This window comes from Chryseobacterium arthrosphaerae, from assembly GCF_001684965.1.
GTDB classification, from domain to species: domain Bacteria; phylum Bacteroidota; class Bacteroidia; order Flavobacteriales; family Weeksellaceae; genus Chryseobacterium; species Chryseobacterium arthrosphaerae.
On the sequence record NZ_MAYG01000001.1, the window covers coordinates 219,204 to 237,828 of the forward strand.

The window sequence follows — 18,625 nt, forward strand, 5'->3', positions numbered from 1 at the left end:
ACGGGGGTATAATGAGTAGGAAATCTTCCGTCACGAATGCGGAAATAAATAAAAACCCGTGTATTCATGGCACAATAAAGAAAGCGTCCTCACACTGGGAACGCTTTCTTTTATATTACTTATGGATAGATTTTAATGACCGGATTTTGCTTCTGCATTTTCTACATGTCCAAGATATTTTGTACAGTATGCACCGAAGATCAGGATCACAAGGTAGCAGAATACAGGAATGATAAATGAATGCTGCACCCCAAACTGATCTGCCAGAAGCCCCTGGAAGATAGGAACGATCGCGCCTCCCAAAATCGCCATTACCACTAAGGAAGAACCCTGGCTGGTATACTTTCCTAATCCCGAAATCGCTAATGTATAAATATTAGAAAACATGATAGAGTTGAAAATCCCGATTCCTAAAACACTGTACATCGCCATTTCGCCATGGCTGATCATTGTTGAGATCAGTAAAATAACATTGATGGCCGCAAAAATGGAAAGCGTTCTTGCCGGAGCCGCTTTACCTACAAAAAACGCAGCAAAATTCAATACTATAAACACTAAGAAAAAGCTGATCTGATCAAATGTAAGGTTGACAATGCTGAAAATCACCAGGAAAACCAACGCTGCAGCACCCAGCATGAAAACAGCTTTTTTAGCCTGGCTGATGGATTGGTTTAACGAAATCGCCCCCAGGAACCGCCCGATCATGGCCCCTCCCCAATATAAAGAAAGGTAATTTTTACTGATTGCTTCGTTGAATTTCATTGTTTCTTCAAGGAAACTGATGATAAAACTTCCTACTGCCACTTCACCTCCAACATAACAGAACATGGTGAATACCCCGAATTTTAAATGGCTGAATTTCAAAGCTCCCCAGCCTTGTACGGTTTCCTCAGTTTCCATCTGGAATGAAGGCAGTTTTACTCTTGAAATTAATATTCCCACCAATAGAAGAATGGCTGCAAAGATTAAGTAAGGAATTCTTGTTGCTACCGCACTGAACGTTCCGTCCGGTTCGGAAAACAGCTCAAAGATCAGGTGGCCTCCCAGTACCGGTGCAATGGTTGTTCCGAAGGCATTGAAAGCCTGGGTCATATTTAAGCGGCTGGAAGCAGAGTCTTCTGAACCAAGCAGTGAAACGTAGGCATTCGCCGTAATCTGTAAAACCGTAAATCCTAAACCAAGAATGAATAAAGCGCCCAGGAATAGCGGATAATAGGAGAAAGTGGCTGCCGGATAAAACAGGATACAGCCCAATGCTGCCAAACCGATTCCGAACAGGATTCCCTTTTTGTATCCGACCTTATTGATGGGATCACCCTGGGAAATAGAGATCAGGAAATAGATCAGCGATCCGATAAAGTAAGCCCCGAAAAAACAGAACTGTACCAGCATGGATTCGAAAAAGGTGAGACTGAAAAGTTGCTTCAGATAAGGGATCAGGATGTCATTCATACAGGTGATGAATCCCCACATAAAAAAAAGCAGGGTGATGGTAATCAACGGAACCGTATAATTCCTGCTTTGAGGTTGTACTTCTTTATTAATCATAAACATTTATTTATCTTAAGGAAAGGGCCTTAACTTTTTGCCTACAGCATTGTATTTGGTGAAGTAGGGCAAATATAGGGATCAGCCTATGGTTTTGCAATTATTTAAAGATTTTTTATCATCAAAGGTGTATTTTTTATAGGATTAAAATATTATTTTCATTTTTTGAGACAATAATACAAAAACAGCAGGATTTTCCAATGTAATATCACAAAAAATCATGATTTTATTTTTCTTAAAAAATGAATAAGTTCAGATTATCGGTGTGATTTTTTTAACTTTCAGAAAACTGATAGCCAAAAAATTGTATTTTGACTACCTATTTATGCAATTGAAAAAATTTAATATATCATTATTATTAGTACCTTTGCAAACGAAAATTTAAAGAGTTTAAATATTAATCATACTCAATACGGAGTATAAAGAAGCAAATTTTATGAGTATACCTCAAGCGTTTACAGAAACGATTATCCTTGCAGACGGCAGGGAAATCACTATTGAAACGGGAAAGCTGGCCAAGCAGGCTGACGGATCTGTAGTGGTGAAGTGTGGCGGAACAATGCTTTTAGCAACTGTTGTAGCCAACAAAGAAGCAAATCCTGGTGTAGACTTTTTACCATTAACGGTAGATTACAGAGAAAAGTTTTATGCAGGTGGAAGAATTCCTGGTAATTTCTTCCGTAGAGAAGCAAAACCTTCTGATGATGAAGTTCTTACAATGAGATTGGTGGACAGAGTATTACGTCCGCTTTTCCCTGAAGATTTCCACGCAGAAGTACAGGTGATGATCTCATTGATCTCTTATGATAAAGAAGTAATGCCTGAAGCACTGGCAGGTCTGGCAGCTTCTGCAGCAATTGCTATTACAGATATTCCTTTCAACGGGCCAATGTCTGAAGCAAGAGTCGTAAGAATTGACGGTCAATTGGCAGTGAACCCAAGCTACGAAAATTTATTAAAATCAGATATCGATATTATGGTGGGAGCTACCAAAGACTCCATCGTAATGGTAGAAGGAGAAATGAAGGAGATCTCCGAGCAGGAAATGCTTGAAGCGATCAACTTCGCTCATGCTGAGATCAAAAAACAGATCGAAGCTCAGGAAAGATTAGCTGAAAAAGTAGGAAAATCTTTCCCTAAAAGAGAATACAGCCACGAAGAGCACGATGAAGAAATTCGTGAAAAAGTATGGAAAGAGTGCTATGACAAAGTATATGAAGTAGCAAAAACTCCATCCAACAAAGAAGAAAGAGGCGATAAATTCAAAGCAATTCGTGAAGAGTTCCTGGCGCAGTACGCAGAAAACGAAGAAGAGCTGGAAAGAGTAACTCCTTTCGTTAAAGTATATTACCATGACGTAGAGAAAGAAGCGATGCGTCAGATGATCCTTGAAGACAATATCCGTCTTGACGGTCGTGATCCTCAGACGATCCGTCCGATCTGGTCAGAAATCGATTACCTTCCGGGAGCTCACGGTTCTGCGATCTTTACCAGAGGGGAAACCCAGTCTCTTACAGCAGTAACTTTAGGTTCTGTGAAAGATGCCAATATGATCGACAGCGTTATTACGCAGCACGACGAGAGATTCTTCCTACACTATAACTTCCCTCCGTTCTCTACAGGTGAAGCAAGACCTTTAAGAGGAACTTCAAGAAGAGAAGTAGGACACGGAAACTTGGCTCAGAGAGCTTTAACAGCAGTTATTCCTGCAGAAAATCCATACACGATCAGAATCGTTTCTGACATCCTTGAATCTAACGGTTCCTCTTCAATGGCAACTGTTTGTGCAGGTACACTGGCACTGATGGATGCGGGAGTTCAGATTACAAAACCGGTTTCAGGTATTGCAATGGGACTGATCACTGATACAAAATCAGGTAAATTTACCGTACTTTCTGATATCTTAGGAGATGAAGATCACCTTGGTGATATGGACTTCAAAGTTACAGGTACTGAAGACGGTATCACTGCTTGTCAGATGGATATCAAAATCCAGGGACTTTCTATGGACATCATGGAGAAAGCTTTGATGCAGGCTAAAGACGGAAGATTACACATCCTGAATAAAATCACTGAAACAATTTCTACACCAAGAGCTGACGTGAAGCCTCATGCTCCGAAGATGGTAGTAATGGAGATCGCTAAAGACTTCATTGGTGCAGTAATCGGACCTGGTGGAAAAATTATCCAGCAGTTACAGAAAGATACTGAAACGGTTATCGCTATCGAAGAGATCGGAGAAATCGGACGTATCGAAATTGCAGGAACAGACAGAGAAAAGATCAACGCTGCTATTGCTAAGATCAATGAAATTACTTTCGTACCGGTTGTAGGAGAAGTTTACAAAGGTAAAGTAGTGAAAGTGATGGATTTCGGAGCTTTTGTTGCTATTGCTAAAGGAACAGAAGGTCTTCTTCACATTTCTGAAATTGAATGGGCGCGTTTAGACAAAGTTCCTTATGCTGAAGGTGATGAAGTAGAAGTGAAATTTATGGGTTACGACGACCGTAAGAAAATGAAGCTTTCCCGTAAAGTTCTTTTACCAAGACCTCCAAGACCTGAAGGAAAACCAAAATCTGAAGGACAGGGAAGACCAGACGGACAAAGAAGACCGGAAGGACAAAAACCACAAGGTGAAAGACCTGTAGAAAAACAGGAGCCTTCTTCTGAAGCATAAGAATCATTCTTAGATATAAAGAACTCCCTCAATGTTGAGGGAGTTTTTGTTTTGTATAATGTTGCTCGTTCCAACAATCCCTTCCGGAAAATCCCGGGATTAATTGCCGATTCTCTGTTTCAGATCCTCAGCACCTCCCGTTTTTCTGGGCTGTCCGTTTTTGGAAGACCCGAAGTTATAAGTATAAGATAACGTCGCCACGCGGGTATCTCTTTTTACAGCAAAATTTTCTATATAGTTGTTGTACACGGTCTGCCCTTTGATATTGCTCGTAAAGAAAATATCGTTAAAAGAGAACTTCAGGACACTGTTGTTTTTGAATTTCTTCTGCGCCCCGATATTCAGGTACCAGTTAGGGCTCACATTCAGATAGGCATAGATTTCCCTTGCCTTATAATTCCCTGTAATTTCGGCTGTGAATCCATTTCCCAGCTTAAAGGAATTGATACTGTTGATACTGAAGGTGAAATTTCCCTTATTATTGATCTGGGTTCCGGATACATTTCCGGTGTATGAGCCATAATAAAAATTGGCACTGTTGTTCATATCCCACCATTTCGTCACCTTTACGGGAGCAATCAGATTCAATCCGAAATAAGACGCAGAATTCAGGTTTTCAAAAGTCTGTACCGTTACGTTCTGGCCGCCTTCCACCACAGGTTTAAGGATATCGGTGATATTATCCGAAGTTTTGCTGTAGCTTAAAGTGGCAAAATATTTATTGCTGAGGCTGTAGGTAAGCTCATAATTCATTGTTGTCTGTGGGTTCAGGTCCGGATTTCCGGATCTCATGGTGGTGGGATCAAGATACAGTTTAAAAGGATTCAGCTGATTGTAACTCGGTCTTGTTATCCTTCTGCTGAGGTTGATCTCAAGATTGCTGTTCTCGGTCAGGTCATAACCCACCACGGCACTCGGAAACAACTGGGTGTAATTTCTCTTGTTAACCTGGTTGGTGGTAAGCTGTGTTCCTTTTACATTTGTATTTTCAACCCTTACACCTGCTGTCACTTTTAATCTGTCCCATTTCTTAGCCACATTTCCATATATGGCATTGATATTCTCTTCATAAATAAAATGATTGGTTTTATTCAGATCCGGGATAAGACTACCGGTAGTTGCGTTAAAGAACTTCAGGTCATTGTCGGTTTTTACAAAGCTGGTCTTGATTCCGCTTTCCAGTTTCCAGTCGTTTTTAAAATTTTTGGTGAGGTCTGATTTTAAAGAATAGATATTGAGCTTTCCGTTCATATCACCTTTCTGAATATCAAGGTTATCCTGGTTATTGGCGATGGTATGGGTTCTTGTTTCAAAATTCTGTAAAGAAGAATTGGAGTAATTAATATAATCAAAATCCGTGGAAATTTCAGAACCTAAAGAATCGATCGTATATTTATGATTTAAATTGACAGATACATTCGTCCATTCGTCATTAGACGTATTCAGGGTATTGAATGTACTTTCAGGAAGATGTGTGCTGCCTAATGTTATATTGGAATTATCTCCGTTCAGGCCGAATTTGTTAGAAATAAGACCCACGGAGAAGCCCAGAACATTTTTATCATTCATATAATAATCCATTCCTGCCTTGGCAATGTGGTTATTGAATTTGAACTTTAAATAATTGTCCTGCAGATAGGTTTTCTGGAAAACATTATTGTCATAAAAATTCCTGTCCAGAACCAGACCGTTATATGCCTCCCTGTATGCAAAGCTGTAATTCCCGAAAATATTGATTTTTTTATTCCGGTGGTTGATGCTGAAGCTGTTATTGTTTTTGATATACTTTCCTGTTCCCAGAGATGTTGAAATACTTCCGTTGGTGCCTCTTCGCTGCTCTTTTTTAAGCTTGATATTGATGATGGAGGAACCTGCCGCATCGTATTTGGATGAAGGATTGGTGATGAACTCGATCTTATCGATCGTAGAGGAGGGCATGCCTTTCAGGTAATTGGCAAGATCACTTCCCGTCATAGGAGTGTTTTTACCGTCAATCTGGATCAGGAGGTTGCCTTTTCCCCGGAGGCTGATATTGTCATTGTTGTCAATACTTACTCCCGGTGCTTTTTCCAATACCTCAAAAGCCGAATTTCCTGTGCTGGCAATGCTGTTTTCAACATTCATGATCATCTTGCCGTCCTGTCTCTCAATAAGAGGTTTGGTTTTGGTGATCGTTACCCCTTCAATAGATTTTACATTCAGATCAATAGAAGGAAGCGTTGTATTGTCTGCCAGTGCAATGGTTTCTGAATGATAAACTTCAGCACCATTCCTGCTGATCCTGAGATGATAGCTTCCTCCTTTCAGGTCATTGAATGTAAACTTACCATTGGAGTCTGCAATTTCAGTTTTGATCAGTTGATTATCAGGGTTAAGAAGGTTGATTTCCATTTGCTCGGCTTTGTCAGACTTTATTTGGCCTGACAGGCTGAAGCTCTGCAGGGCCTGCGCAGAAAGCATACTGCTGAAAAAGAGCAGAAGCCACATAAAAATGAGGGTGAATATCCTGGTCATAGCGTTTTACTTTTTAGAATTAAGACAGTTTTCTGAAATCTTCAGTAAAGCAGAATACATCACTTCAAGCTCGTCTTTTGTGATGCCCTTCAAAGCCGTTTTCCGGTTCTTTTCAACAAGGTCCTGAACCTTTTGGATGACTTCCTTTCCGGAAGCCGTCACTTCCAGATTTGTTTTTCTGCGGTCATCAGGGTGTACGTGGCGGGTAATATATTCGGACTTTACCATCAAATCAATTATTCTCGTCACAGAAGCATTGTCCTTGAAAACAAGATCACCAATCTCATTCTGGGTAATTCCCGGGTTTTCCAGAATCGCTTTGATGATAAGCCACTGATCGATCGTGATGGTAAAACCATGAGCTTTCAGCTGGCGTTGTGCATAGTTTCTATAGGAACGGATCGCTTTATCTATGTTGTAGAATATAATTGAATTTAATTTTTCCATATTGTTATATTAAAATGATGTATCAATTATTGATATGTCAATTAATTTGTTGAATACATTTTTACTTTGTTACAACTTTATGAAAAATATTTTCTGAAAACTTAAAAACTGTCGATAGGAACGCTTGTCTGGACGGCTACGGAATTCTTTTGAGCATTAGAAAGTAAAGGGTTGTTTTCTGTGGTTTTGAATAATCTGTCAATCTGTTCTCTTGTTTTCTGATCAGGAGAAACTTTGTAAAACTCATTCAGAAGATCCGGTGAGCCTGGTTTTTTGGGATAAGCCTGGTTACGGAGAAAATTTTTAAGAGCTGCATTGACTTTCCCTTCACCGATCAGATCGCTCAGTTTTACCATGGCAACAGCACCTTTTGAATAAGAGATATGCGGAACATCACCCGTTGCCTTATAGATCGGGATGTTTTCAGACAATCCTTTTTCGTTATCATAGATCTGCTGATGTACCTGTATTCTTTCCATCATCTGTTCTTTTCCGTGCATTTTTTTGTAGAGCATCATTTCTGTATACATGGCCAGGGTTTCTGTGAGCATTACCGATCCTTCTCTGTCATCAGGATCGATCTGGCTGTTGCCCCACCAGAGATGGGAAAGTTCGTGTCCTGCCAGTTCATTGATTACATCCTGCTTCCTGTCTGCATGAATGTTGGCGTGGAACACCATATCTTCAGGCATAAAAATAACAGACGGATAAGCAGTGGCAGCAAAGCCTCTGGTAAAAGAAGATATTTCAGCAAAGGTAATGGTCTTAAAAGGATAGGCTCCGAAATTCTGCCGGCAATAGTCTAAGGTAAGCTTGGCATTAGTAAGGAGATGCTCCACATTTTCAAAATGATTTTTCTGATACAGAATATTGATGGCAATCCCTTTGTGATTAACACTTCTCATCTGATATTCTGCTGAAGAAACCGCAAAACGGAAAGGAATATTATCTGCCTGGAACTGAAAATAATTTCGTCCCGCTTCTGTCCATTTTTTCACAAGATCGCCGGTTCCTGCAACGGTCTGATTCATCTCAGTGGAAACAGTCATCTTCAGGTTGATAAAGTCTTTTTTGATTACTTCCGGAGCTTCCGGAGCTTTCAGTTTTGTGGGTTTTCCAAGATTAAATGTACTGCGTGTATGCTCATCCTGAATCTCATCATCCTTCTGATAGCCCACACTGGGATAGTATCTGCTGATTCTCATAAAAGAACCGTTCTCAATAATGGCATTGAAAGACTGATGTCCGTTCACTGCATACCAATGATAAGACAGACTGAAATTCAGAGAAGCAGTACCGTCAGGCTGCATAGGCTGCTTTAAAAGTACTTCTGCTGTATTTTCATGGATTTTGATGCTTTGGGATTCTGATTGAAAAAAGGCTGACTCGATCTTCAGATCCTTATTAAAGTTGATAAGGATTTTACTGACAGGCTGATCAGACTGGTTCTTAAGAATATATTTTCCCGTAATATGATAAGCATTTTCCGAAGGATACAGCTTAATATCAGTAGTGATATCCGTTATGTCAGGTTGGGGAAGGGTTTGATATTTTTTGAATTGCTTTTCATACTGGGCAGCGCTTATAATTGCCTGGTCTTCATCTTTTGGCATATAGCCTTTTATAAAGGAAGCTCCGGCCCATATCCCTGACAATAGAAGAATGCATACGAAAACAGTCTGAATTACTGGTAATTTTTTTATTCTGGTCAATTGATTCGGCATCCACAGGACAGCAATCACTCCGGCCCCGAATAAAAGCCTTTTTGCAAAAGCGGTCTGATAAACGCCATATCCGTTAAAATCACTGTAGGTGCCTTTAAAATCCGAGAATATTCTTAAAAGAGGATAGGGAAGGATTTTGCCTGCAACAGGTCCTGCCAATGTAAATACAGCAAGAATGGAAACACCCAGTGCAATGAATTTATTAGGAATCCGGTCATTTATTATAAGGATGAGTCCTGAAAATAAAATCAAAGGAAAAGTATTGAAAAGGAAAACCCCGAGATAGGCATTCCAGTCAATGTGAAAATACTGATAAGCGGCCTGAAAAATAACTCCCTGAACGATTAAAATGCCGGTGAAGAAAAAACTCAGTACACTCATGGAAATGAAATGCCCGGCTAATCTGTTTTTAGAGAAAAAAGTACTGTTTTCGATCAGAGAAAATCCGGATGAGCGGCTTCTCCAGTACAGGTCGTTCAGAAAATAAGCGGAAATCAGCAGACCAAGCAAATGAAAATTCTCGGAAATAGTTACCGCCATAAGCCCTGAGCCGGCATATTTCTGTGGAAGGCGGATGCCTTTTTCAATTTCAGCATACATTTCCATACCTACACAGAACAGCAGGATCATAGAAACAGCAGGAACGGTAATGCTTTTGAACAGATAGATCAGATCGGTTTTTGCAAAAGATAGTACAGACCTGTAAGAAGCAGCCGGCCCGAAATGAGCGATGGCCACAGAATATTCTGATCCGGTATAATCCGGAATTGGAAGTGTTTTAATGGTTGGTTTTCCTGTTTTTTTACCGGAAACATTTGAGAAAGAAAATAATCTGTCAGTAAGCAGGAGAAATCCTCCGGATATAAGCAGGAAAAGAATTCTGTTGTACAGAAGATAACCGGTGAGCGGGACGATCTGTTGGTTTTTTTGCTGAACCGTAAGATTTTTCGACTCAAGGAAATAAGCTGAGAGTCCGAAAGGGTCGAGCAGGGAAGAGATCTGCTGTGCTTCCGGAGATTGAGGAAGACTTCCGGCCATAAAAGGGGAATTGGAGAACAGCAAAACGACCATATAAAAGATGTAGAGAAACAGCCCGCCTACCACCACGAAAAGTTTTTTCTTAACCGTTAAAGAAAGAAGAAACAGAAAGCTGCATACCAGCAAAGTATTGAACATCCCGAAGATCAGTAAAGGATATAGATAATAAAAAATACTGAAGGTATCCTGCATTTCACTTCCGGTACGCATAAGCTGACCTGTTATAAAACCTGCTATTAAAAAAATAAAGCTTATAAAAGTCTGAAGAAAATAACTGCTGAATTTTCCTTTCAGATATGTGCGTTGTGAAAACGGAAATGAAAACAGGATCATATCAAACTTTGAGTCCTGATCCTTAAAAAGCAGCTGTAACGCATAAATGGTAGCAAAAAAGATAATGGATAGACTCAGCATTCCCACCATATAACCGGTTGTATAAGGGGAATTCAAATAGATACCCTGTCCAACGGAAAGATTGAACCGGCTGCCACAGAAAATACCGATAAACACTAAGGTCAGGGCAATAAGATAGCTTGGCCAGTGCATGGAAGTGCGTCTGGCTTCAAATAAAAATATAGTGTTCATGACTAAGGTTTTTGTGTTAGAGTATGGAAGTAAACATGCTCCAGTAAAGGGGTTACAGGAATAAAGTCTTTAGGCTGCTCTTCAGAAAATATGGTAATATGAAGCGCCCTTTCCAACAGCTGTCTGCTGATGATCTCATAACTGGAGCCATAGCTTTCCAGCTCATTTTTATCAATGGGCTTTGACCAGATTCTGTTATCCAGCTCTGCGATGAGTTTTCCAGGGTTTCCTTTTCTCAGGATCTGCCCCTGATTCATCACCGCCATTTCTGAGCAGAGGTTCCTTACATCTTCTACCAGGTGGGTTGAAAGAATGACAATGACCTCCTGGCTGATATCGTTCAGCAGACTGTTGAAACGGTTGCGCTCTTCAGGATCAAGACCGGCTGTAGGTTCATCAACGATGATGATTTTAGGATCACCCAATAAAGCCTGAGCCACTCCAAACCGCTGTTTCATGCCTCCTGAAAAGGTATGGACTTCTTTTTTGGAGAAATCTGCAAGGTTAACTTTTTCAAGAAGATTCAGGATCTGGTTTTTGCGTTGGGTTTTATCGGTAACCCCTTTGAGAACCGCAATATGTTCCAGTAAATCATAAGCGGAAACTTTAGGATATACCCCGAAATCCTGTGGCAGAAACCCAAGATGTTTTTTTATATAATCAGGATTTCCTGCAATGTCAACTCCGTTGAACAGCAATGTCCCGGAAGTCGGTTTCTGAAGTCCCACAATGGTTTTCATCAGCGAAGATTTTCCGGCTCCGTTAGGCCCCAGCAGCCCGAACATGCCATTTTTAATTTCCAAAGAAATATCTTTAATCGCCTGAAAACCATTTTTGTACGTAAGGCTTAAGTTGTTGATGGATAATGTATTCATAATGTTGTGTTTGGACCATAGAAGGACAGGCTGCCTTTCGGCTGCAGTTATTATTTTAAAAAAATCAGAAAAAAATCAGAATTTAGGGATCAGGTTTTTTGCTTTCTCATTCTCTAACTCTCTCCCTCTAAAACCCTCAAACTCTCCCTCTAAAAAAGCTACTCTTTATATTCCAGGATATCCCCGGGCTGGCATTCCAGAATTTTGCAGATGGCTTCCAGGGTATCGAAGCGTACGCCTTTGGCTTTCCCGGTTTTTAAGATGGAAAGGTTCACGGGAGTGATTCCCAGTTTTTCTGCCAATTCTTTACTCTGCATTTTTCGTTTGGCAAGCATGACATCTAAGTTGACGATAATTGGCATTTTATATAAATAGATCTTGTTCGTTTTGCAAATGTAGCCCTTGCTTAAAGATATTCGCAAGAAACAGACAGAAAATTCCAAGCATAAAGTGAATAAACACCAGTCCCCATACCATATTTTCTACTTCCACGAAGAAACTTGCAATGATCACCAGCGGAAGTGGGATGAAAATATTATACACGTAAAATTTCTTAAGCTCCGTTATGTTTTCTTTAGTGAACAGTTTCTGCTGGAAGAATACTCTGAAAACTTTAGCAGAAAACCAGAAAAATATTCCATAAGTGGTCAGTACCAGAAGGAAAGAAAAAATCATATACGGATAGTTGTTTTCAATATTCAGAAAAGGCTGTTCTGTAAACGGAAGATTGATATGAAGGTATTTTCCTTCATTGTAAGGCATAATGGAATAACCCGTTACAAGACAAAACAGGGAATACAGTACAGTCATTAAATATCCGGCCGAAAGAAGCGAGCAGATATAAAACAGTATTCTTGAAATAATTTTAGTCTGGTTCATGTCATAATCATTAATTGATATTGCAAATGTATAATTAATTATCGTAAAACAATAATTAATTTAAGTTAAATTTTATTTTTAAAATTAATACCTATTCAGAAATACTCAGGAAATATTGTACTGATCATAGTTTTTCTTAATTTTAAATTATAAAAAATCACAGGATCATGGCGTATAGTATTGAACTCGCAGACCGGGTACGTGAATGGCTTTCAACCGTAGATCATATTGAAGTTGAAGAGAAAAAAATGTTCAGCGGACTGGCATTTCTGGTGAACGGGAAAATGTGCATCAATATCAGTCATGAAAATCTGATGTGCCGGTATAACCCAGAACTGGAAGAAGAGGTTTCTGCAAAAACCGGTTTCCTTCCCATGATTATGAGAGGGAAGCAGCTCAAAGGTTACTGCTATGTAGAACCGGCAGGTTACCGGAATCCCTCTGATTTCGGGTACTGGATGAAAATCTGCCTTGAATACAATAAAATAGCGAAGGCTTCGGGGAAGAAGTGAGTTTGAGGGTGATCAGGTGTGAGGGTGAGAGAGTTTGAGCGTCATAGAGTGGAAGCGTTTAATTGAGTTATTCGGTTTCGGACAAGTCTTAAGTTCTATTGGTATCTTCTCCCTTCTGTATTTACTTATACAGTTTTTCTCTGATTGCTATCAAAATTCCCGTTGTCCTTTCAAGATCAGGGTAGGCGGGAAGATTTGAGACGGAATGATAATATTCAATGGATGTAATCAGGTTTTCCGCTTTCTGCATCACATTTTCATAGGATTGATTTCCGGCTTTGATATCTAAAAGCTCATCACGGTTGTCAACCTGAATCTTCAGCGACTGATGTTTAAAAATCTGTTCACAGGATTGCAGCAGCCGGATGGTGTGCATCATATTTTTGCTGTCGTAGTTCTGCCCATGGTCCTGATTGACATTGTAGCGGTCTTCATTACGTTCTGATACCCATTTCCAGTATTCCCTGTATTCTTTACAGTAAACAGAATAGGCATCCAGATTGCAGAATAGGTACGCAGCAGGCTTTTCTTCTTTCGGAACGGATGATAAGGAAACCTGATTGGCTTCTTCGTGTTGAATGACTCCTTTGTATCCTGGTCTTCCGGATTCATCATAAAATAAAGCAAACATTCCCTTGGTGTGATCAATATTCACCAAACCGCATTTTTCCTGAATTTTTTCATGGTCTGACAGCCATTTTTTCAACGGAACAGAACCCTGACCTTCCAGGATAAAACAGAAATCAATAATTGATTTTCTCTCTTTTTCTACGGGATTTACTATTTTTTTATTGAGCCCTTTTGCTTTTTTGATTTGTGAAACAGCATATCCGCCAAAAGTATCCTTGCATAGTTTAGACAGAAAGTCTTCAGGTTTCAGCAGGTTCATCAACGGATCTTTGTGGAGGATACAGTGTTCCGGGCTGGCCAGAATTTCCAGGATATTGGGATTGTTTTTCTGCAGCAGTTCTACAAATCTCCCGATCTCATAATAGGTAATGTCATTCGTTTCATCAGAGATCTGCGGAATATAGTTCAGCCCAAAGAAATCTTCTTTCGGCAGGTAAAATACACCCCGGATATCTGTATCTGAGTTTTCCGTAGCCAGCCCGAAGGCTCTGCTTCCGGAGATGGCTTCAAAGAGGACGAGGTTTTTGTTTTTGAGGTCTTTAATTGTCATGATCTGTATTATCGGTCTGCAAAATAAGGTGAAAAATCTATACCCTGCACACATCCGGGAACCGGAAGTACATTATCGCCGTTCATGGTCACTTCATATTCATCACAGCCGAGTTGGGAAACCTTTTGGTACCAGCTTTTCTGGTATTCTTTTCTCATATCTTCCAGTTTGATAAGGCAATGAAGTCCGCCATTGGTTTTCACTAAGGTAAGACAGTCAGTATTGAGACAATCTTCCATATCTTTTTTGAATTTGCTGATAGCGATCGAGTGGTTTTCCGTTTTAAAATCAATGTCAAGATCGAAGAACAGTTTCCTTGAGGTAGTGGTCTGGATAATATTCAAAGCTGAGGTATGCGGATTGATGGCATTGTCATTTCTGATCAGTTTATCTGCAATTTCTCTCATCAGCAGTAAAGAAGCTTTATGCAGATCCCTTGGGTTGGGAGTAATATAAAGAGCCAGGTTGTCCTGGGAAATATCAAGACCTCCGGATTCATAACGTCCGAGAGGCAATTCAAGCTGACTGATCTTATGGAACAGCCTTTCTTTTGTTGTGGTGAAGCGTTTGAGCTGTGATTTATCAGACTTCAGCCCGGTTTCCGGATTGTATTTTTTTCTTGCTAAAAGCTGTACATAGTACTGTTCATGGGGCAGCAGATCCGGAAGCCAATTGATGAACTCTTTCAGTCTTTCTTCGTTATGTATAATTTTGTAGTTCATGGTCATTTTCAGTGCTGTAATTTAATAATTTTCCTGATTCATTTTAAAAGATAATATTTCCGAAAAGTCTGCAATAGAATACATTTTCAGATAATTTCCAGAACAGCTCCATTAAGATCCAATATATATTCCTTTCCGTTTTTCTTTCCCTTTATTTTTCCGTTTCCCATATGATGGCTCCATTCATACTCACATGGAATGACCGGTTTTCCATCCACATCAGTGGCTCCCCAAAGACCATTCATCATCACCATAACCCTGTTTTCAGACATTCCGGTATGGTCGATATGATCATAAATATAACCGGTGAGGAAAGTAATACTCCCATTTTGATGCTTTACCAGAGCCTGAAGTTCATTTTTTATAAAAACATAATATTCGTAACCGGGCTTTGTATCAACGATAAAACTTTCTTCAATGCCATCCAGTTCCGGGGGAATGATAAATTTCCCCGATTTTACATCATAAATACCGATTTTTTGATTTTGAGTGCATTCAAATAGCTGATCATAGCCGAAGGTCTCAATATGGTCCATTTCCAGAGGGAGGATTACCTGTTCATTCAGTGTAATGATCCCGTATTTCCCTTTTTTCTGCACAATGGCGTAGTGATGGGGATGCTGAATGTAAAGTTTTTCATATTCCATGGGAAGAACCAGTGCTCCTTTCTCATTGATAACGCCCTCATAAGCGTTCTCGTCTGTAAACCGGGTGATGTAGGCTAATCCGTTCCAGAAATTGGTGGCATGTTCGTATTGAAAAGGGATGACCACTTCATTTTTAAGATTCAGGTAACCATAGAAACCATCAGCATTTTCTGCCGTCAGAAGCTGGCTTCTTTCAAGATCAGCATCAAGATAATGGTAGATCAGGGGAATGTCTAAATTCCTGGTAGTCTTGTTGTAAAGTCCGTATTTTTCATTTTCCCTGTCATGGGCTATGGCAAATTCTTCATTCAGGTGTCTGAATTTCAGCTTTTTTTTCATGGTTTTATTTTTATCCGGTCGTAAGAAAAAACTCTGGAAAACATTAGCTTTCCAGAGCTTTAATATAATGAAATACTTTATCACTCCATCCATTGATTTCTGCAGTCCAGTTTCCGGTTTTTATACCGTGGGTATGGGTTGAAATATCAATGATATAAGACGTTTTATAAGGTGATGTATCCGGTTTTTTATCTGATCCGTAATGAGCATCTATATCCTGGCTGTCGGAGATAACAACTAATCGATCAGCATCTTTGGCGTAGCCTTTTTCTTTCAGCCATTCACACAGCTGGTAAGTGAAGATCCCTCCATGGCCTACTTCTGCATTGATCGACTGATAATTATTAAACAATCCAAGACCTTTACCATTGCTCCAGATCATATGTTTTCCCGTTCTTTGGTAATCGTCTCCTGCAGTAAATACCAGGATCAGGTCTTCAAAAATATAGGAACCTGCGGCTGCCATGGCAAAGGCAAGATCCATCCTTGAAAATTTGGACTGGGAAGAAGTAATCTGCCCCATACTTCCTGATACGTCAATGGCTAAAATAGTAGTTCCTTTGATCTTCTCTCCGGAAAAACACTTTTCCATCGCCTGGTCAATATCAGCTGTAAATTCTACCGCATTTCTTTGAGCAGCAAGGAAATTCAGAGGAGTAAGCCATGAACTGCTGACCTGTGAGATGGCAGTCCTGATATCCGCTCTTGATAAGCCGGCTTCAGTCATATTTCTAAGGTTTCTCAGAATAGCCATAGAACCTAAACTCTTTTCAGAGATCATTCTTTCAAAGGTTTCCTTTTTATCGGCACCTTGAGAAAGAGCTGTTTCCCATGTATTGGCAGGCTGAAGGGTATCCTCAACAAGCGATTTCAATGCATACTCATTTTTAGCGGTTGGTTTCGGATGTACCAGATTCACAACGTCTATCAAAGACAGCGTCATATTGCTTTTTCTGTATTTGGAAATCTGATATTCATCGTATTGATCAAAAGCTTTGGCCAGTCCTTTTTTGATTGGCTTAGCCATTTTATAAGAACCATTTCTCACTTTCAGCATCTGTAGCAGATCAATAGTCATATCCGGCCTGTTGGCAACTTTTGCCAGGGCATCCTTTACGGAAACTCCGTGAATTTCATTGGCAAGGATAAGCAGCCACAATGGAGTATGTCTCAGTTTTTGCTTAAAACGGCATTCCATAGCCAGCTCAATGATCTTTTCACCATCTACTTTATGGCACAGATCTTCAATCTGCTTCATGATTGTATCTGCAGACTGGTAATAATCGGATTCAAAAAGAAGATTGGCCAGTGTCACCCTTCTCAGTAATTCATAATCTGAATATTTTCCGGCTGTATCTGTCAATGTTCCGGCGATGATACCGGAGTCGAACCCAGTTTTTTTTGTGTTAAATTTTGACATAACCCTTAGTTTTTTGTATTAATAAAAAGAAGTGGTTAAAACCGATTAAGGTGTGGTTTTGCATGTAAAGTACGAAGTAACCTTAATCTCACACCACTTCATCTGAAAGACTGGCCGGACTCGAACCGGCGACCTACGGCGTGGAATGCGAAGTAACTCTATCATCACACCTGCCATAGCAGATTAAAACCTAATAAAGTGTTTTTACGTTGCTCTATCCATCTGAGCTACAGTCTCTCTTATTTGATAATGCAAAGTAAGTGGATTTTTACGCAATGTATTTGCGTAGTAATATTTTATTTAAAAAAATTATTTTTCTGCATCATTTTTCAATGAATCTTTAAGGATACGGTCTATAAATTCCCTGTAATCTTCCCTGATGGATAATTCTTCTTCTATATGCAGAACTTTTCTTCTGGAATCAGTATTTTCCTCAGTTAACGGATTGTAGACTGTTTTACTGATCTCTCTGATATATACTCCAACCCCTCTTTTTTGCCAAAGCGGGATATGATTATAATTGATTCCGTACTGAAAAAGAAGTTCATTTTTATCAGCCATAGACATCTTTTCAATTTTTTCAGTGGCTTGTTTAGCATTGAAACCATGAGCTCTTAAGGTCCAGTAACAATAGGCTGAAAGAGAGTTTCTGTGTGAATCTTCCTGGCGCCAGCAGAAATAATCCAAGATCATATTCCGGTTCGGAACAGCAATGACCCTGCAGTCAAAAACACAGATTTCCTGAAACTGAAGCGTGAAAAAGGCACTAGCTTCTCCTGCCAGTACAGAATTAATTTTCCGTATTTTCCTGCTGAATGTATTATCATCCTTATGAATCAGCAGTGAAATCTCGTCACTTTGCGTGTAGCCGTACAGAATCCTGAATCCTGAATTGAAAAGATGCTTTACGGTAGCCGTCATCACCTCATTAAATTTCCGGTCAAAAGGTTTTTCCAGAGAAAGTTTTTCTTTGGTCAGTCTGGTGAAACCTTTTCCGTCCAGTCTTACGATAATGAAATTTTCCGGGAGGATGTACTGTTCAGAAAGCTTTTCATTTTTGCGCATTAAATTCTCCATCTCTTCAAATTTCATAATCACTGATTTTAAACTGGTTATTAATAATTTTTACTTTTACTATCTGATCAAAACCTTCTTCCAATGAAGGAAGTTCCAGCTCTTTATACTTTGCTTTTATTCCTGTTTCATTAATAGAGTCTTTTCGGTTTTTATTTCTTTCAAGGCAATCTCTGATATCGGATTCAAAAAAATAACCTACAATGCTGTATTTGTTCTGAATGGCAAGCTGAATATATTTTCTCCTGTTTTCCCTTGAGACATTTGTGTTGTCAATTACCATTTTAGACTGGGTATCAAAGCAGTATTGAAGCAGTTTGCCTTCTTTATTTCTGGTATTGAGGAGGTCCATGCTTATTCTGATGTGGGAATTGAAAAAAAGTTCTTTGTATAAAGAACTTTTTCCGCTGGCAGGAATTCCTGTAAATATGATCATTTCCATGT

15 protein-coding genes and 1 tRNA gene are annotated in these 18,625 nt (G+C 39.6%); 2 read left to right on the forward strand and 14 right to left on the reverse strand.

The window, feature by feature from the left end:
* Positions 1–132 precede the first annotated feature (132 nt).
* A complete protein-coding gene (locus tag BBI00_RS00985; protein WP_065397010.1) occupies positions 133–1,548 on the reverse strand; it encodes a sugar MFS transporter in 1,416 nt (471 codons plus the stop codon).
* Between the two features lie 436 nt (positions 1,549–1,984).
* Here BBI00_RS00985 and BBI00_RS00990 point away from each other — a divergent pair, with 436 nt between their 5' ends.
* Complete coding sequence (locus BBI00_RS00990; protein WP_065397011.1) at positions 1,985–4,225, forward strand: polyribonucleotide nucleotidyltransferase; 2,241 nt, start codon at positions 1,985–1,987, stop codon at positions 4,223–4,225.
* A 99-nt stretch (positions 4,226–4,324) separates the two neighbouring features.
* Here BBI00_RS00990 and BBI00_RS00995 read toward each other — a convergent pair whose 3' ends face one another.
* From BBI00_RS00995 to BBI00_RS01020, 6 genes are all read right to left on the reverse strand, one after another.
* Positions 4,325–6,739: a TonB-dependent receptor gene (locus tag BBI00_RS00995; protein ID WP_083988391.1), complete on the reverse strand. Its 2,415-nt coding sequence runs from the start codon at positions 6,737–6,739 to the stop codon at positions 4,325–4,327.
* Positions 6,740–6,745: 6 nt separating this feature from the next.
* Positions 6,746–7,186: a MarR family winged helix-turn-helix transcriptional regulator gene (locus BBI00_RS01000; RefSeq protein WP_065397012.1), complete on the reverse strand. Its 441-nt coding sequence runs from the start codon at positions 7,184–7,186 to the stop codon at positions 6,746–6,748.
* Between the two features lie 101 nt (positions 7,187–7,287).
* Positions 7,288–10,533: a M1 family aminopeptidase gene (locus BBI00_RS01005; RefSeq protein ID WP_065397013.1), complete on the reverse strand. Its 3,246-nt coding sequence runs from the start codon at positions 10,531–10,533 to the stop codon at positions 7,288–7,290.
* A 2-nt stretch (positions 10,534–10,535) separates the two neighbouring features.
* On the reverse strand, positions 10,536–11,408 hold the full coding sequence (locus BBI00_RS01010) for an ABC transporter ATP-binding protein (protein WP_065397014.1): 873 nt from the start codon (positions 11,406–11,408) through the stop codon (positions 10,536–10,538).
* A gap of 158 nt (positions 11,409–11,566) precedes the next feature.
* A complete protein-coding gene (locus BBI00_RS01015) occupies positions 11,567–11,770 on the reverse strand; it encodes a helix-turn-helix domain-containing protein (RefSeq protein ID WP_045494476.1) in 204 nt (67 codons plus the stop codon).
* Position 11,771: 1 nt separating this feature from the next.
* The gene (locus tag BBI00_RS01020) at positions 11,772–12,287 is read right to left on the reverse strand and encodes a DUF2975 domain-containing protein (protein ID WP_065397015.1); all 516 of its coding nucleotides are present in this window, start codon (positions 12,285–12,287) and stop codon (positions 11,772–11,774) included.
* A gap of 167 nt (positions 12,288–12,454) precedes the next feature.
* On the opposite strand from BBI00_RS01020, the gene BBI00_RS01025 reads away from it, so the two are divergent.
* Positions 12,455–12,799 (forward strand): TfoX/Sxy family protein, encoded by a 345-nt coding sequence (locus BBI00_RS01025; RefSeq protein ID WP_065397016.1) that lies wholly within the window; start codon positions 12,455–12,457, stop codon positions 12,797–12,799.
* Positions 12,800–12,920: 121 nt separating this feature from the next.
* On the opposite strand, the gene BBI00_RS01030 is transcribed toward BBI00_RS01025, so the two are convergent.
* The 7 genes from BBI00_RS01030 to BBI00_RS01055 form a co-directional block, all read right to left on the reverse strand.
* Positions 12,921–13,979, reverse strand: coding sequence for a nucleotidyltransferase domain-containing protein (locus tag BBI00_RS01030; protein WP_065397017.1), 1,059 nt, complete (start codon positions 13,977–13,979; stop codon positions 12,921–12,923).
* An 8-nt stretch (positions 13,980–13,987) separates the two neighbouring features.
* Complete coding sequence (locus BBI00_RS01035; protein ID WP_123902209.1) at positions 13,988–14,701, reverse strand: hypothetical protein; 714 nt, start codon at positions 14,699–14,701, stop codon at positions 13,988–13,990.
* Positions 14,702–14,787: 86 nt separating this feature from the next.
* Positions 14,788–15,687 (reverse strand): WG repeat-containing protein, encoded by a 900-nt coding sequence (locus tag BBI00_RS01040; protein WP_165602485.1) that lies wholly within the window; start codon positions 15,685–15,687, stop codon positions 14,788–14,790.
* Positions 15,688–15,730: 43 nt separating this feature from the next.
* Positions 15,731–17,107 (reverse strand): TROVE domain-containing protein, encoded by a 1,377-nt coding sequence (locus BBI00_RS01045; protein ID WP_065397020.1) that lies wholly within the window; start codon positions 17,105–17,107, stop codon positions 15,731–15,733.
* Between the two features lie 105 nt (positions 17,108–17,212).
* Positions 17,213–17,344 (reverse strand) — tRNA-OTHER (locus tag BBI00_RS23185).
* Positions 17,345–17,416: 72 nt separating this feature from the next.
* Positions 17,417–18,199: a tRNA(His) guanylyltransferase Thg1 family protein gene (locus tag BBI00_RS01050; RefSeq protein ID WP_065397021.1), complete on the reverse strand. Its 783-nt coding sequence runs from the start codon at positions 18,197–18,199 to the stop codon at positions 17,417–17,419.
* Positions 18,189–18,623, reverse strand: coding sequence for an AAA family ATPase (locus tag BBI00_RS01055; protein ID WP_065397022.1), 435 nt, complete (start codon positions 18,621–18,623; stop codon positions 18,189–18,191). Before BBI00_RS01055 ends, BBI00_RS01050 begins: the two co-directional genes overlap by 11 nt.
* Positions 18,624–18,625: the final 2 nt, after the last annotated feature.